The sequence below is a fragment of the Albibacterium bauzanense genome (genome assembly GCF_004339765.1).
GTDB lineage: Bacteria > Bacteroidota > Bacteroidia > Sphingobacteriales > Sphingobacteriaceae > Albibacterium > Albibacterium bauzanense.
In genome coordinates this window covers 1,254,751-1,271,755 of sequence record NZ_SMGO01000001.1, presented here as the reverse complement: position 1 = coordinate 1,271,755, position 17,005 = coordinate 1,254,751, and the positions used below count along the sequence as shown (strand labels likewise).

Here is a 17,005-nt window from a genome sequence, read left to right as displayed (position 1 = left end):
TAATTATTCGTATGAAAAGATTATTAATATTCCTCTTCTTAATTTTCGTCTCTTTTAGTTTTACTAAAGCTAGATCTGCTGATCATAAAATGCAAGGTTCACAATCAAAGTCACATAATAATGGGGATCTGGAAGGAAAGGCATCAGCAAAACAGACCTCAGTTGAGCGCCATGGCTACTTATCAGTACAGAATGGAAAAATGGTAGATCAACATGGTTTTCAACCTCAACTTCGGGGAATAAGTTTTTCCTGGAGTATATGGGAGGGAGAGAAATATTATAATAAAGAGGTAGTAGATTGGCTGGTAGATGATTTTAAAGTCGATTTAATCCGTCTTTCAATGGCAATAGAACCTGATGGTGGCTATTTGCAAAGCCCTAAAAAACAAGAAGAAAAAATAATTAGCTTAATTGATCAGGGAATTGAGAGAGGTGTTTATGTGATAATTGATTGGCACGACCATAATGCAAATAAAAATCAAACGGAATCTGCAGCTTTTTTTCAAGAGATGTCAAAACGATATCAGCACGTCCCCAATGTAATTTATGAGATATGGAATGAACCAGAGCGACAAACATGGCCGGAAATAAAAGCGTATTCGGAAAAAATTATATCAGCTATCAGAACTTATGATAAGAGAAACCTTATTGTTGTCGGTAGTCCGCACTGGGATCAGGATGTAGATGTTACAGCAAAAGACCCCATAAATTTGTCTGATAATTTAGTTTATTCATTTCACTTTTATGCAAGTGACCCTGGGCATCAAGAAAAGTTAAGAGAGAAAGCCGAGATAGCTATCGGATTGGGATTGCCATTGTTTATTACAGAATGGGGAGTTGGTGAATCAAATGGTGATGGTGAATTTAATTTGGAAAAAACAGATAGGTGGGTTCGTTGGATGGAGAAGCATAAATTGAGTTGGGTGAATTGGAATATTACAGATAAAGAAGAAACAACTGCACTGTTAAAGCCCGGAGCTCCTGTAAATGGTGGTTGGAATACTTCAAATCTTACGCCTGCTGGAGATTATATTCGCACAGTTTTGCGAAACTTTGATGCCAATAAATAATATATCAATTATTGCATCACAATGTAATTGATTTCCACGAAATCCTCGACTTCGTTCAACCATACTTGTTGTACGAAGTTTTAGTTTCTATATTTTAGTTTAAAAAGTACAGTGTGACGTATTCGAGTTGAATTTGAGGGTATCATATTCAAAGTTAAGGCTTATTCTTTCGTATAAACTAAAATCCTATATTTGAGATAACCAATTTATAATATTATGCCTAAAAATCAGTTGGAGTTAGCTGCTCTGATTCAAGAAATGGCGATGACAAATTCTGAGAGTGCATATAAAGCACTTTTTAGGACTTTGTTTAATCCGATAAGAAACTTTTCTTTTAGTATCGTTAAATCATCTGAGTTAGCAGAAGAAGTGGCTAGTGATGTTCTGTTTATGCTATGGTATAATCGTGAAAAGTTATGCGAAGTAAAAAACATAAAGTATTATGCTTTTACTGCTGCTAAGAATAAGTCATTAAATATTCTTAAAAAAGATTCAGGAAAGCAAGTAATTTCTCTTGACGAGGTTGATGTAGATATTCATATAGATTATTCAAATCCTGAATTAATACTTCTGCAAGGAGAGTTAAAGCTACAACTGGAGACTGCTATTAAAACATTACCCAAACAATGTAAACTTGTTTTTAAATTAATAAAAGAAGAAGGTTTCTCTTACAAGGAAGTAGCTGAAATGCTTGATATATCGCCAAAGACGGTTGATGCTCATTTAGTAAATGCTGTCAGAAAACTATCAGCTATTTTAAAAACTGAATTTAATATTAAATATAATTAGGGAGTTTTTTAATTATCGTTGTCTATATATATGATTGACATCAAATGAATGATAAAAGAGTATTAGAATTATTGACGCGAAAGATTGCGGAGGAGATATCTTTAGAGGAGCTAGAGGAGTTAAAGAGTCTTTTTGAGAAAAATCCAGATATCGTTTATTATGAACAATATCTAAAAGAGATTTGGCAAGAAGAGGATGCGATGAAATTAGAGGTAGATATTGATAGCCAATATGAGGAACATAGATTGAGATATGGCCAGCGTCTGAAATTTAATAAAAGTGAATTGGTAGATAGTGAAGAAAATAAAGAGACTAACAGAAACCCAATGTACTTTAAATATGCTTTTGCTGTGGGGCTTTTTGTCGTTTTAGGGGTCTTGCTTTTTAAATGGAATCCTGATTTGTTTTCTGCAAAAGATAATGCCATTGTTAATAGAATCGAAATTATGACCCAAAAGGGAGTGAGAAAGCAATTAGTTCTACCGGATGGTACCAAGGTGTGGCTGAATGCCGATAGTAAACTTTCTTATGATAATTTGATGAATGATAGTGATATGCGTTCTGTGAATCTAGAAGGGGAGGCTTTTTTTGATGTGGTTAAAGATGTGAACAGACCATTTTATATAGTAACAAAAGATATCTCTATTAAAGTATTAGGAACGGCTTTTAATGTAAAAGCTTATCCAGAGGAAAATAAAACTGAAACTACGCTTTTGAGAGGTTCAATTGAATTGGTTGTAAATGAGAGGCCTAAGGAGAAGTTTTTGCTTAAACCAAATGAGAAACTAGCCGTTACGAAAAATAAAATAGTTCAAGAAGTCGAACAAGGAATTATAAGTGATTCTGTCTATAGTGAAATCACTTTAGCAAACAATATAACATTGACCATTGGTAGTCTTTCTAAGGTAAATGTAGATAATCATGAATATATTCAAGAAACTTCATGGATTGATAATAAATTAGTTTTTAAAGATGAAACATTAGAGGAAATTGTTCCTAAGCTTGAAAGATGGTATGATTTAGATATTGAAATAACCGATATAAAATTAAAAACATATAGGTATACTGGGACAATAACAAAAGAGAATATAGACCAGGTGCTTACAGCGATGCAATTAATTAAACCTTTTCACTTTAAAATTCAAAACGATGACGTAACTCTTTACTAAAAAAAATGAGAAGTGCGCCAACACTTCTCACCAAGACCATTAGGGCTATTGAAAGCCCATAACAGATTTTTAAACTTTGAACCCTAAAATTATGAAAAAGAAAGAACTCTACAAAAAAGTTCTTCCCAAGGACCCATTATTTCATCCATTTTTAAAACGTGCCTTAATAATGTTTAATTGGAGTTTGATTCTAACCTTTCTGCTCTGTACGCAGGTTTATGCGGTTAGTTATCCTCAAACCGCTCGTGTAGACTTAAATTTAAAGTCAACTAGTTTAAAGAAAGCCTTATCTGTGCTTGAACAGAGAGGTGATATCAGATTATTATATAGTGAAGAATTCCTGCCTAAGAAGGATGTATCTTTAGTAAGTAAAGATATGCCTGTATTGGATGCCCTTTCTGAAATATTGAAAGAAACAGATCTTAATTATCGTGTATTTGGTGATGGGTTGGTAGTTATCATTTCTCCACAAGGTGTTGTAGTGCAAGATATTATTGTACGAGGAAAGGTAAGCGATGTGCAAGGAGAACCTTTAATAGGAGTAAGCATCAGACTGCAAGGAACTAGTACAGGTGTCACGACGGATATTGATGGCAATTTTTCAATTGAAACACCTGAGAACGGTACGCTAGTCTTTTCTTATATTGGATTTATTACCAAAGAAGTTTCCGTTTCGAGCCAAACTACTTTGCAGGTCCAGCTTGAAGAAGATACACAGACACTAAGTGAAGTTGTAGTAACAGGTTATACAACGGAACAAAAGAAAGATATTATTGGTTCCGTTGCTGTTGTTAATACAGAAGACATGTTGTCGACTCCATCTGGAAATGTTACTAATCAATTGCAAGGTCGTGCTTCTGGCGTAACAGTTAGTTCTAGTGGTGAGCCAGGTAACAGTGGAAAGGTAAGAATTAGAGGTTTTGGCTCTTTTGGAAGTTCTGACCCATTATATATTGTAGATGGTGTTCCGTCAAGCGTAGATGATTTGAATCCAAATGATATTGAGTCTGTTCAAGTATTAAAGGATGCTGCTTCTGCTTCTGTTTATGGAGCACGTGCAGCTAATGGTGTAATAATCATTACTACTAAAAAAGGAAAAGAGGGTAAATCTAAAATTACTGTTAATTCGTACTATGCTACTAACTATGTGAGTTCAAATGATTTTCCAGAACTATTGAGTGCGCAAGAAAATGGTGACTTGTATTGGAAGTCGATGACTGGTGCAGGATGGAAAGTAGGGGATGCTAATTGGACACATCCTCAGTATGGTACAGGTGCTACCCCGGTTATTCCTGAATATATTTTGGTAAATAATAATGGACCAAAAATAGGAGGTACTGTATTAGAACAGTATAAAACGACCAACCCTGCTCTTTTTTCTCAATTGACAGACCCTAATAACTATGATTTTAAAACACATCAGATCGTTAGATCGTCAAATACAAATTGGTTTGATGAAGTGTTTAATCCAGCTCCAATGCAAAGCTATAATATCGGTGCATCCGGTGGATCTGACCAGGGAGTTTATTCTTTGGGATTGAATGTCTTTTCACAAGGCAATACAGCAAATGCTTATAGTAAGTTTGATCGCTATACTTTAAGAGCTAATACAAGTTATAATGTTGCAGAAAATGTACGTATAGGAGAAAACATACAAGTAGCTTATCGTAAAAATAAAGATAACAATAACTATGTTGCCACTGCTTGGACAATGCATCCTTTAATTCCTGTTTGGGATGAGTATGGAAACCCAGCAGGTGCTGCTGCTCCTGGTTTAGTAGGCGTTGCATCTACTGGTCAAAATCCTGTAACAGAAGCCTGGCGTGATCGGTTTGATTTACAGACTGCCTATGCTATTATGGGAAATGCTTATCTAGAAGCGGATCTTATAGAGGGACTTACAGCGCGTACTTCTTTTGGTATTGATTATATGAATAGCACAAATCGTAATTTGACACAATCAACTTATGAACATGCTGAAAATAGAAACCCTCCTAATTCTTTATCATTTAATTATAATAATAACAATACATGGACTTGGACTAATACCTTAGCCTATAATAAAACAATAGATAAACATACATTTAAGGTATTATTGGGTTCTGAAGCTATTAAGTCATATTTTGAAAATAGTCAAGCTTCAAGACAGAATTTTGTAATTGATGATGATCCTGACTTTTTGGTACTGAGTGCTGGTATTGGAGCGCAAACAAATTCAGGTTCCTTTGTCCGAAATTCTTTGTTCTCTTTATTCTCAAGAGTAGATTATACCTATAATGATCGTTATCTGTTTAATGCAACGGTACGTCGTGATGAATCATCAAAGTTTGGTACGAATAGTCGGGTAGGATATTTTCCTTCTGCAGCATTAGGATGGCGTATTTCTTCAGAGAATTTTATGAAAGATATTAGTTGGCTGAATGATTTAAAATTGCGGGGTAGCTGGGGTATCATTGGTAACCAAACCGGATTAGCTTATGATAATCAATATAATGTTTATTCTCAGAATGAAACCAATACGTATAGTATTAGTGGAGCTAATAATTCGAGAGCTACAAGTTTTATACTGTCAAGCGTAGGTAATATGGATGCTAGATGGGAAAAATCGACTACTACAAATATTGGATTTGACGCTACTTTATTTTCTAATAGTTTAACTATTGCAGTCGACCTGTTTAATAGAAAAACGAGTGATTTGTTAGTACAAAATCAGGCTCCTTTAACTGGTACAAGTGCTTCTCAACCAAGTGTTAATATTGGTGATATGACTAATAAAGGAATTGATCTTGGCATCACTAAACGAGGGATGATTGTTGATGATTTTAGATATGAGGTAGGACTAACGTTTACCAAATATAAAAACATGGTTGATAATATTTTGAATAACCCTGCAGCGTCTTTAACTGGTGGTAATACCAGGGCAGGTAATGCTACGCTTACAAAAAGTGGTTATCCAATATCCTTCTTTTATGGTTATCAACTTGATGGGTTCTTTAATACCCAAGCTGAGGTTGATTCTTATAATGAAGATAATAGTACTTGGTTAACTCCTGCAGTTGGTAGATGGAAGATAAAAGATATTAATGGAGATAGTAAGGTAGATGCTGATGATAGAACTTATTTAGGATCACCACATCCTGATTTTCAAACAGGTTTAAATTTATCATTAAATTATAAGAATTTTGATTTTACTGGCTTTGTTTTTTGGAGCCAGGGTGGTAAGGTATTTAATGGAGCGCGTTATAATGTTGATTTTAATACGTTTACTTATGGTCGCAGTAAACGCATGCTTTATGAATCTTGGACACCTGAATTAGGAGATAATGCCAAACTTCCAAAATTAGATTTGAACGATACATATTCTTCTTCAAATGTTACTGACTATTTCTTAGAAGATGCTTCTTTCCTTCGGTTGAAAACACTTCAACTGGGATATACTTTTCCTAAGTCTATAATAAGTAAAATTAAATTGGATAATTTAAGAATTTATGTTCAAGGGCAGAACCTGTTAACAATTTCAAAATCGACCTTATTGGATCCTGATAATAGTTTATCGTCTGGAGGAGATACTTCAATGGGTGTAGTAAATAATTCAGTGCCTACTCCTAGGCAGATCTTATTTGGAATTAATTTTGGTTTTTAACATTGTTCAAAAGAACTCAAAAATATAGAGATGAAAAATATTAAAATAATAGCAACAGTTTTTATAATGTGTGGTGTTTTCGCATCCTGTAAAGACGATTTTTTAAAGCAGAAACCTGTAGGTTCGTATGGGGAGTCCGCACTTTCAAATGCATCTGGTGTACAACAATTATTAATAGGTGCGTATGCTCAATTGAATGGAGATCTTCAAGGTCAATGGAGTAGTTTTGGCACCACAACGCCTGGTGGGGGGATGGCAAATATTATGGGTGGTGAAGCTCATAAGGGTTCAACGCTAACTGACCAACCTTGGATGAATTATTTTGAGCGTTATGAAATTCCTACGGCAAGTGATGGAGCTTTACGGGCTTGGAGATTTCTTTATGATGCGGTAGATCGTACAAATAGTGTTTTAAAGATTCTGCCAAATGTAACTGACATGACAGATGCTCAAAAGACGCAAGTGGAAGCTGAGGCACGTTTTCTTCGCGCACACTATTACTTTTGGTTAAAGAGATGGTTTAAGAATATTCCCTGGATTGATGAAACAGCAACAGATGTACGTGTTCCCAATGTAGATGAGTCTGGTAATTATGTTAATATCTGGCCTCAGATACAAGCAGATTTTGATTTTGCCAGAAAAAATTTACCTCCTACACAAAAGGATTTAGGGAGACCTAATAGTTGGGCTGCTTCTGCTTATTATGCAAAGGTGCTTATTTATAGAGGAAATGAAGGAGAAAAATCAGATGCTTATACCGAGGCGCTTAGTGTGATAAATGATATTATAGCAGATGGAGTTAATAATAAAGGAGAAAAATACGCTTTGTCAAAAAACTATTATGACAACTTTGATGTAACGAAAGAGAATAATTCAGAGACTGTATTTGCTGTACAACATTCTGTTAACGATGGAACTAATAATAATTCAAACGGAAATGTAGAATTGCAAGCAGCTGCTGGTAAAAACTCTGCATCTCCGGGTATGGGAAGAGGTTCTGGTTTTTATTCGCCTACTCAGTGGTTTGTTGATCATTTTAGAGTAAATGCAGATGGATTACCTTATTTGGATATGTATGCAACCAACCCCAATAGTGTGAAAAATGATGACTTATTAAAATCATCCGATCCTTTTACAATTGATACTGCTCCAGTTGATCCAAGATTAGATTGGAGTGTGGGTCGTAGAGGTATCCCATTTTTGGATTATGGTGTAAATCCTGGCGCAGACTGGGTTTATACACCTGTCGAATCAGGACCGTATGTAATGAAGAAAATATGGATAAAAAAATCTGAAGATGCAGCATACGCTTATCCAGGTCGTCCACAGAATGCTTTGAACGCTTATATTATTCGCTATGCAGATGTGCTTTTATGGGCTGCTGAATTGGAGGCTCGTATTGGCGATTTAAATAAGGCTAGAGGTTATGTAAATCAAATTCGAGACAGAATGGCTTCTAATTCTACAAGTCCAACCAATTGGGTTAAGAAAGATGATGGTACAGATGCTGCTAATTATAAAATTAGTTTGTATCCGGCAGGGTCTCCTGCCTTTGCAAGTCGGGAAAATGCATTGGATGCTATTCTTTATGAACGTTCGTTAGAACTTGGAATGGAAGGACATCGTTTCTATGATGTAATTCGTTTCGGTAAAGATGTTGAAGAGTTCAATGCTTACTTGAAGTTTGAATCTAATGCAAGAACTTTCCTTAAGGGAGCAGTTTACACTAGGATTCCAGATATGCTCTTGCCAATTCCACAAGTTGCAATTGATAATAGTCTCAAAGACTCAAAGAATACATTAGAACCAAACCCTGGTTATTGATCTAGTGGTTAATTACCTTAATCGGGCAATCGTGATTTTCATAGAGGTCACGATTCGCCTGATTATATTTAAATTGTAAATTCAAAAGTATGAAAAAAATTACTTGGCTTAGTGGTATTCTTGTTGCGGTGCTTTCGATCAGCATGATCATAGCCCCCCCTACAAAAATAGATTATAGTAGCTGGACAACCATGACTGGATCTAATGATGGAATAAGGTATTCATCAGGTGATAATATTACGAAAAAAAATGTTGCACAATTAGAAGTAGCATGGGTATATGATACACATGATGAAGCACAGCGTACTACGATTCCCACGACACCATTAATGCTGGATGGAGTATTATACGGTGTGTCTCCTCAATTAAATCTTTTTGCCCTTGATGCAGCAACAGGAGTTGAAAAGTGGGTTTTTAAGCCATTAGACCCAAATGCCAGAGGTTCTATTCGTGGGATATCTTATTGGCAAAGTGAAGATGGTAAAGATAAACGTATTGTTTATTCAACTGGACCTTATTTATATGCAGTAAACGCTAATGATGGTACAGTTATAAAGAGTTTTGGTAAAGGTGGGTTTATTGATTTACGTGAAAATCTAGATGGAGATTTCGCAAATGCTTCTGCCGCAGGCAATGCAGCCCCAATTATTTATAAGAACTTATTGATTACATCCATGCGTGTTGGAGAAGGGAACGATGCCGCACCTGGACATATACGTGGATTTGATATATTAACGGGAGAAAGAAAATGGATATTCCATACTATTCCTCATCCCGGAGAATTGGGATATGAAACATGGGAAGATAAAGATGCATGGAAACGAGTAGGTGGAGCTAACAATTGGGGAGGAATGGCCTTGGACGAAAAAAGAGGTATAGTCTATGTTCCAACAGGTTCGGCAACGCCGGATTTTTATGGCGGTAATCGATTAGGATCTAATTTATTTGCTAATAGCTTGATTGCTTTGGATGCTGCAACAGGTAAATATATTTGGCATTATCAAGTTGTTCATCATGATATATGGGATAGAGACTTGCCTGCAAATCCGAATTTACTTACTATAAAGAAAGATGGGAAATCGATAGATGTAGTTGCTCAAATTACCAAACATGGCTATATATTTATGTTTGATCGGGTTACAGGAGAATCCATATTTCCGATTAACGAGGTTCCTGTTCCTCCATCTGATTTACCGGGTGAAGTAGCATGGCCTACACAACCAATTCCCGTTCTTCCAGAACCTTTTGCCCGTCAGAAATTTGGTCCTGAAGATGTTAGTGATCGTACCCCTGAAATTCAGAGAGACTTGTTAAATCAGTATTACAAATACAGGAATAATAATTTATTTATTCCACCTAGTTTGCAAGGTCATTTTACTTTTCCTGGTTTTGATGGAGGAGGAGAATGGGGTGGCTCTGCGGTTGATCCTGAAACGGAGATTATGTATATTAATACAACTGAATTGCCGTGGTGGACCCAGATGATTCCTAATCCTGCATTAAATCGTGTTGTTGGTACTACATTTAAAGAAATAGGAAAAAGTGTTTATGCCAAATCATGTGCTAGTTGTCATGGAGCTGAACTAGAAGGCATTGGGACAGCCTTCCCTTCATTAGTTAATCTCAATAAAAAATATAATGAGCAGGAAGTGCGATTGATACTTGATAATGGCAGAAATATGATGCCTGCATTTAAGCAAATGCCAGAATCGGAAAAAGCTCCGTTGATAACATTCTTACTTGATTTGGAAGATAAAGAAGCCATGCCAGCTAATCCTGGCAGAGCAGGTGTTTCGCAAAGCCCGCCGAGAGACATTGTTCCTGCATTTTCTATGACGGGTTATCACCGTTTTATGGATGCTGATGGATATCCAGGAATAAAACCACCATGGGGAACATTAAATGCGGTGAATTTGAGCACTGGGAAATTGCTTTGGAAAGTTCCATTAGGAGAATTTGAAGAATTGAAAGCGCAAGGTATGCCTAATACAGGAACACAAGTATATGGAGGCCCAGTAGTTACAAAAGGAGGCATAGTGTTCGTTGCTTCTACAGAAGATGAAAAAATACGTGCCTTTGACAAAGATAACGGTAAGGTATTATGGGAGGCTAAGTTACCTGCAGCTGGCTTTGCTACACCGGCAGTTTACACAATTAATAAAAAACAATATGTTGTAATTGCCGCAGGTGGTGGAAAACTTGGTGCTAAATCAGGAACTCAGTATATTGCATTTGCTTTACCTGACAATTGAAGTAAATCAGATTTAGTATATTAGGCGCAGCTCCCGATAGAATAAAATATTTTATTCTATCGGGAGCTATTATTAGTAATAAACTATGTTCAAGAAAAAAATATTTTTGCATTGTGCTACCGTAACAGGAAGTATTTGTTTGCTATTCTCTATTGCTCAAGGGCAAACAGTTTCAACACCAGTAGATTCGGCTATCCGATTGGATGAGACTATTGTAAGAGGATATATGTCGCAGCAACCTCTGTTACAAGCTCCCGCATCGGTTGGATTAGTAAGTAAAAATCAGCTTATTAATCATTCTGGCGAATCAGCCTTGCCGGCTATAAATACAATTCCTGGTGTTCGTATGGAAGAAAGATCTCCAGGAAGTTATCGGCTATCTTTGAGAGGAAGTTTATTGCGTTCTCCTTTTGGAGTAAGAAATGTAAAGGTTTATTTAGATGAGTTTCCTTTGACGGATGCAGGGGGGAATACCTATTTGAACTTAATAGATAGTAAATCAATGCAAGGTCTGGAGGTATTGAAGGGACCTGATGGTAGTTTATTTGGAGCAAATTCAGGAGGAGTGCTTGTAGTAGATGTTACTGGAAGACAGTCAGAAGATAGGATTTTATCTGTGGATGTTAACGGAGGTTCATATGGACTTTTTCATGAAAGTGCATTCTTTCAAAAGAAGTGGAATGGTTCGCAATTAAATATTAATCAAGGGATACAGCGGTCTGACGGTTATCGGGAGAATTCGGCGATGAGACGTTATTATTTACAGGCTGCTCAACAGTGGCAATATGCTCCAAGCAGCCGGTTAAAGATATTAGCTTTATATTCAGATATGAATTATCAGACGCCGGGTGGATTGAATGAGGCTCAGTTTTTAGCAGATCCAAGACAGGCTCGACCAGCTGCTGGTCCAAATCCGGGAGCGGTGTCTCAACATGCTCAGATTGATAATAAAACCTTTTTTGGGGGGATTTCGAATGAAACTCAGATTAAGAGCAACTTAAAATATATAATTTCAATATTTGGTACGCATACTGATTTTACAAATCCTTTTATTACAAATTATGAAATGAGAGATGAAAATAATATTGGATTGCGCAGTTATATTGATTATTCAGGGAAGGCACTTTCTGATGCTGTCTCATGGAAGTGGAATCTTGGTTTAGAATGGCAGAAATCGTATCAGGATATCTATAATTATGATAATAATGGCGGCGACCGCGGATCATTGCAAACCGCCGATGGAATTAATTCTGATCAACATTTTTATTTTACACGGGTAAATTTAAATGTAGCCGATAGACTTATGGTTGAGGGTGCTGTAAGTCTTAATTATTATAAATATATATTTGAAAGTATCCCTTCTGATGATACTAAAAAAGGTAAAAGAGATTTTCCTTCACAATGGATGCCCAGATTTGCATTATCTTATTTAGTGACTCCTCAATTTGCATGGCGAGCTTCTGTTAGTCGTGGTTATTCAACGCCTACTACGGCAGAAATCAGACCATCAAATACCATTATCAATACAGATTTAAATGCTGAAACGGGTTGGAATTATGAGACCGGATTTCGTTTAGAGACGCGTAATAACCGTGTTCAGGTAGATGCATCTGTATTTAATTATCGGATGAAGAGTGCGATTGTCAGGCGGTTAGATGATGGTGGAAATGAGTTTTTTACCAATGCCGGTGGTACACAGCAAACAGGCGTAGAGGCCTTAGTATCGGCTTGGCTTCTTCCAGCCAATAACTCAAAGTTTGTTCGCGGGCTGGTTGTTAGATCAAGCTATACGTATAGTCTTTTTGAGTTTAGAGATTATAGTAATGCAGATCAGGATTATTCAGGTAATAGACTTACAGGTGTCCCAAGAAATTCATTAGTTTCTAATTTTACTATTCGTTTCCCTAAAGGCTTTTCATTTTTCTCACAATATAATTATACAAGCAGAATTCCTTTAAATGATGCAAATAGTGTGTTTGCGGCTGACTACAATTTGTTAGAAGCTAGTATAAGTTGGCAGGGAATTGTTGGTAAGAAGACTGGTATGAGAGTATTTTTAGGTGGAGATAATTTGTTAAATGAGACTTATAGTTTAGGAAATGATATTAATGCTTTTGGCAATAGATTTTATAATGCTGCAGCATTACGTAATTTCAATGTGGGAGTAACTATAAGTATATAATGTTATTTGGAATTCAATATTTTAAAATATTGAATTCCAAATAATCCGAATACTAGAAATAATAACAATAATTCCTACTCCCAGAAACATCTTTTTGATAGGAAGCTTTCCTACTAGTTTGGCAGCTAAAGGAGCTGCAATTAATCCTCCAAGAATTAATCCTAAAACTGTATCTATATGGCTTACCCCAAGAATTAGAAAGAATGTAATGGCACTTGAGAAGGTTACGAAAAACTCGGTTAAGCTGACAGAGCCTATAACATATTTCGGACTTCTACCTTTTGATATTAAAGTACTAGTAACAAGCGGTCCCCAGCCTCCGCCTCCAAAAGAATCTAAAAACCCTCCGGCTCCAGCCAGCCAGCCGGCATGCTTTACTTTTTGAGACTTAATTTGTTTCTTAAAAGCATTTATAAGAATCCGAATCCCTAGAATAAGCGTATAAATAGACAATATAGGTCTAAGCCACCCAGCATACTTTTCTCCAAAAAAGCCTAGAAGTAGAGCACCGCAAATAGCTCCTATTACCCCTGGAATTAATAGGGTTTTAAAGAGTTTTTTATTTACATTCCCGAATTTATAGTGACTATATCCGGAAGCGCCGCTAGAAAACATTTCTGCAGTATGAATGCTTCCACTTACAACAACTGGATTTACTCCTCCTGATAGAAGAAGGGTTGTTGAAATCACTCCATAGCCCATTCCTAAGGCCCCGTCAACCATTTGTGCAGCAAAACCTATTGCCAACATCCAAAAGAATTGTTCATCGATTTTACCAGGTAAAGCCTGAAGGTAGGTAATAACTCTATCGCCTGGAATGTATGCAAGCACTGCAAAAATAATGAATAATAAAGCCAGAATAATTAAACTCCAATTAGCAATACGTTTCCATTTCTTTTCTTGCGTGTTTACTTTAGTATGTGTTTTATTAATTATACCATTTTCTTGAGTTTTTACCTCAAGAGGGGGTGGATTGTCATTTAGATTTGTTTCCCTTATTATGGGCTGAGTCTTTTCAGGCATCTGCTAGATATTATTGTCTATTAAATCAGTCGACAATAATACGTTTTTGTTTTTTTAAACACAAGATTTTAAATATTTTTTTTGCGGTATTTTTTGTAATAGTTCTGACTCTTAACTTATTCTTAATAATTATATGACATTTATTGATTTAATTGGTATCCTTTTTGAACATATTTAAGAATAATTTTTAATAATGAATAAAATAGTTGACAAGCCATTATTGCTGAAAGGAAAATTTGCTGATGCAAATAAATTTAGACCTTTACCTCCCCCGGTAGGCAAGTGGCCCTATAATTTAGATATAGGAGAAGTAGAGCCTGCTATTGCAGGAAAAGAAAATGAGTTAGTTTTCCATATGGTGGGAGATACAGGGAGTGCAAAAGACTTAAGTTTTCAACGATTATTAGCGCAGCAATTAATAAAGCAAGCAAAAGTGGGTGAAAATAGACCGCAGTTTCTATATCATTTAGGTGATATTGTTTATGATCATGGAGAGAAGGATGAGTACCCTGCTCAATTTTTCAAACCTTTTGAGGATTATCCTGGACCAATATTTTCCATTCCGGGTAATCACGATGCAGAAATTAATCTTTTAAATGAGTCGCCTTATCAGAGTTTAGACGGCTATATGGATGTTTTTTGTGATTCGAGACAGCGTTATGTTAAGTTTTCTGAGGGAAGTGAGCGTAAAAGTATGATTCAACCCAATGTATATTGGACATTGAATACATCGGTCGCAACTATAATCGGTTTATATGGGAATGTCGCCAAGTTTGGTGTTATTACCGATGAACAGAAACAGTGGTTTATTGAGGAATTGAAAAGGCATGCTTTGGATATGGATGGGAAAGTATTGATCGTTTGTTTGCATCAATCTCCTTTCTCTGCCGACCTTAATCATGGTTCGAGTTTAGCAATGATTGAATTTCTTGATAGTGCTTACAAAGCAGCTGGAGTTAAACCTGATATTGTTTTCAGTGGACATGTTCATAATTATCAACGTTTTATACGCAGCTATCCGGATGGCACAAGAACTCCTTACATTGTTGCTGGTGCTGGTGGGTATGCTCTTTTGCACCCTTTGGCAAAAGAGGGAGATCAAATGATTAGTACTGATTCTGATCTTTTTAAGGACGTTAAGCTAGAAAAGTATTGTTTTGAACAATACGGCTTCCTTAAGATAAGAATTGTTAGGACTGAAACGAAGTTGAGTTTGATCGGAGAATACTATACCATTCCACTGAATGCAAAGTATGATACTGATTTTGATGCCACATTATACGACCGCTTTGAGATCTTATTGAAACAGTCAGAAATGACCCTGTGTTAATCATATTTTTCACTTATAGCAAGGAGTATATCTAAGAATTTATTTTCCGTACTTTTGCAGTTCTGAAAAAAATAAAGACGAACGATGCTGAACCGCGAAATAAAGAAAAGAAGAACTTTTGGAATTATTAGTCACCCCGATGCTGGAAAGACAACATTAACAGAGAAGCTTTTGCTTTTTGGAGGTGCTATCCAAAAGGCAGGTACAGTAAAGCGTAATAAAGCAGAGAAAACGGCGACTTCCGATTTTATGGAAATTGAGAAACAGCGTGGTATATCAGTTGCCACTTCTGTTATGGGCTTTGAGTATTTGAATCATAAAATCAATATTCTTGATACACCCGGACACAAAGATTTCGCTGAAGATACATATAGAACTTTAACAGCCGTCGATTCCGTAATCTTGGTGATAGATTCTGTTAAAGGGGTAGAAGAACAAACTCGAAAATTGATGCAGGTTTGTAGAATGCGTCATACACCCGTGATTGTTTTTATCAATAAAATGGACCGTGAGGGAAGGGAGCATTTTGAACTTCTTGAGGAAATAGAGAAAGAGTTAAATATCTCCGTACGTCCGCTAAGTTGGCCAATAGGTATAGGCAGTAGCTTTAAGGGAGTATATCATCTTCATAAACATAAGCTAAATCTTTATAGTGCAAATAAGAAAAGTATTTCAGGTGATTATATACCTATAGATGATTTAGCGGATACACAGTTAGATACTATATTAGGAGAGAAAGCAGCTAATACACTACGTGATGAGGTGGAGTTAGTAGATTCAGTTTACGAACCTTTTGACATACCTTTATATCGTTCCGGTTATTTAGCCCCTGTGTTTTTTGGTAGTGCAATTAATAATTTTGGTGTTCAAGAATTGCTTGAAACATTTATTGAAATAGCGCCTGAACCTCAAGGACGAGCAACAGATACCAGATTCGTTGAGCCGAACGAAAAGAAGTTTACAGGCTTTGTTTTTAAAATTCATGCCAATCTGGATCCAAAGCATCGCGACCGTATTGCTTTTTGTAGAATTTGTTCGGGTAAATTTGAACGTAACACTTTTTATCATCACGTTCGATCAAATAAAAACTTAAAATTTGCATCGCCAACTAGTTTTATGGCAGATAATAAGAGCTTGGTTGATGAAGCATGGCCAGGAGATGTAATAGGTTTATATGATTCTGGAAACTTTAAAATAGGAGATACCTTAACAGAAGGTGAAGTAATGAATTTTGTGGGGATTCCTAGCTTCTCTCCAGAGATATTTAAGGAGTTAGAAAATGCAGACCCTTTTAAAACTAAACAGCTTGAAAAAGGAATCGCTCAATTGAGTGATGAAGGTGTCGCACAGTTATTTGTTCAGAATCCAGGCAATCGAAAGATCATTGGTACGGTTGGAGAGCTTCAGTTTGAGGTTATTCAATTTAGATTATTGCAAGAATATGGCGCTTCTTGTCGTTTTAGGCCAATGAATACGCGCAAAGCAAATTGGGTATCTTCTGAAGACCCTGAGGTTTTAAAGAAATTCCTTTATAGTAATGCATCAAAAATTGCATATGATAAAGAGGATCGTCCGGTGTTTTTAGCAGGTTCGCAATGGGATATTGATTATGCTTTAGGACAATATCCTAAAATGCAATTTCATGAGAATTCAGAATGGGATAGAGCTGAGATTAAAGTTTAAATTCTAGTCCCTATTTTTCCTATGATAAATATATAATAAC

At 36.1% G+C, this 17,005-nt stretch carries 10 protein-coding genes; 9 read left to right on the top strand and 1 reads right to left on the bottom strand.

Annotated elements, in window-relative coordinates; all coding sequences use genetic code 11:
* Window positions 1-11 precede the first annotated feature (11 nt).
* From C8N28_RS05755 to C8N28_RS05725, 7 genes are all read left to right on the top strand, one after another.
* Complete coding sequence (locus C8N28_RS05755; RefSeq protein WP_246012755.1) at window positions 12-1,070, top strand: glycoside hydrolase family 5 protein; 1,059 nt, start codon at window positions 12-14, stop codon at window positions 1,068-1,070.
* A gap of 216 nt (window positions 1,071-1,286) precedes the next feature.
* Window positions 1,287-1,859, top strand: a complete 573-nt coding sequence (locus C8N28_RS05750) for an RNA polymerase sigma-70 factor (RefSeq protein WP_132222388.1) — start codon at window positions 1,287-1,289, stop codon at window positions 1,857-1,859.
* A 44-nt stretch (window positions 1,860-1,903) separates the two neighbouring features.
* Window positions 1,904-3,028: a FecR family protein gene (locus tag C8N28_RS05745; protein ID WP_132222386.1), complete on the top strand. Its 1,125-nt coding sequence runs from the start codon at window positions 1,904-1,906 to the stop codon at window positions 3,026-3,028.
* 91 nt (window positions 3,029-3,119) lie between these two features.
* On the top strand, window positions 3,120-6,671 hold the full coding sequence (locus tag C8N28_RS05740; protein WP_132222384.1) for a SusC/RagA family TonB-linked outer membrane protein: 3,552 nt from the start codon (window positions 3,120-3,122) through the stop codon (window positions 6,669-6,671).
* A 30-nt stretch (window positions 6,672-6,701) separates the two neighbouring features.
* Window positions 6,702-8,495, top strand: coding sequence for a RagB/SusD family nutrient uptake outer membrane protein (locus tag C8N28_RS05735; protein WP_132222382.1), 1,794 nt, complete (start codon window positions 6,702-6,704; stop codon window positions 8,493-8,495).
* An 89-nt stretch (window positions 8,496-8,584) separates the two neighbouring features.
* On the top strand, window positions 8,585-10,747 hold the full coding sequence (locus C8N28_RS05730) for an outer membrane protein assembly factor BamB family protein (RefSeq protein ID WP_132222380.1): 2,163 nt from the start codon (window positions 8,585-8,587) through the stop codon (window positions 10,745-10,747).
* An 85-nt stretch (window positions 10,748-10,832) separates the two neighbouring features.
* The gene (locus C8N28_RS05725) at window positions 10,833-12,929 is read left to right on the top strand and encodes a TonB-dependent receptor (protein ID WP_132222378.1); all 2,097 of its coding nucleotides are present in this window, start codon (window positions 10,833-10,835) and stop codon (window positions 12,927-12,929) included.
* A 21-nt stretch (window positions 12,930-12,950) separates the two neighbouring features.
* Here C8N28_RS05725 and C8N28_RS05720 read toward each other — a convergent pair whose 3' ends face one another.
* Window positions 12,951-13,952: a sulfite exporter TauE/SafE family protein gene (locus tag C8N28_RS05720; protein ID WP_132222376.1), complete on the bottom strand. Its 1,002-nt coding sequence runs from the start codon at window positions 13,950-13,952 to the stop codon at window positions 12,951-12,953.
* 193 nt (window positions 13,953-14,145) lie between these two features.
* Here C8N28_RS05720 and C8N28_RS05715 point away from each other — a divergent pair, with 193 nt between their 5' ends.
* Together C8N28_RS05715 and C8N28_RS05710 are read left to right on the top strand one after the other, a co-directional pair.
* Entirely contained in the window at window positions 14,146-15,282 is a 1,137-nt protein-coding gene (locus tag C8N28_RS05715; protein WP_132222374.1) for a metallophosphoesterase family protein, read from the top strand.
* Between the two features lie 84 nt (window positions 15,283-15,366).
* Window positions 15,367-16,965 carry a peptide chain release factor 3 gene (locus C8N28_RS05710; RefSeq protein ID WP_132222372.1) on the top strand — a complete coding sequence of 533 codons (1,599 nt, stop codon included), beginning with the start codon at window positions 15,367-15,369 and terminating at the stop codon, window positions 16,963-16,965.
* Window positions 16,966-17,005: the final 40 nt, after the last annotated feature.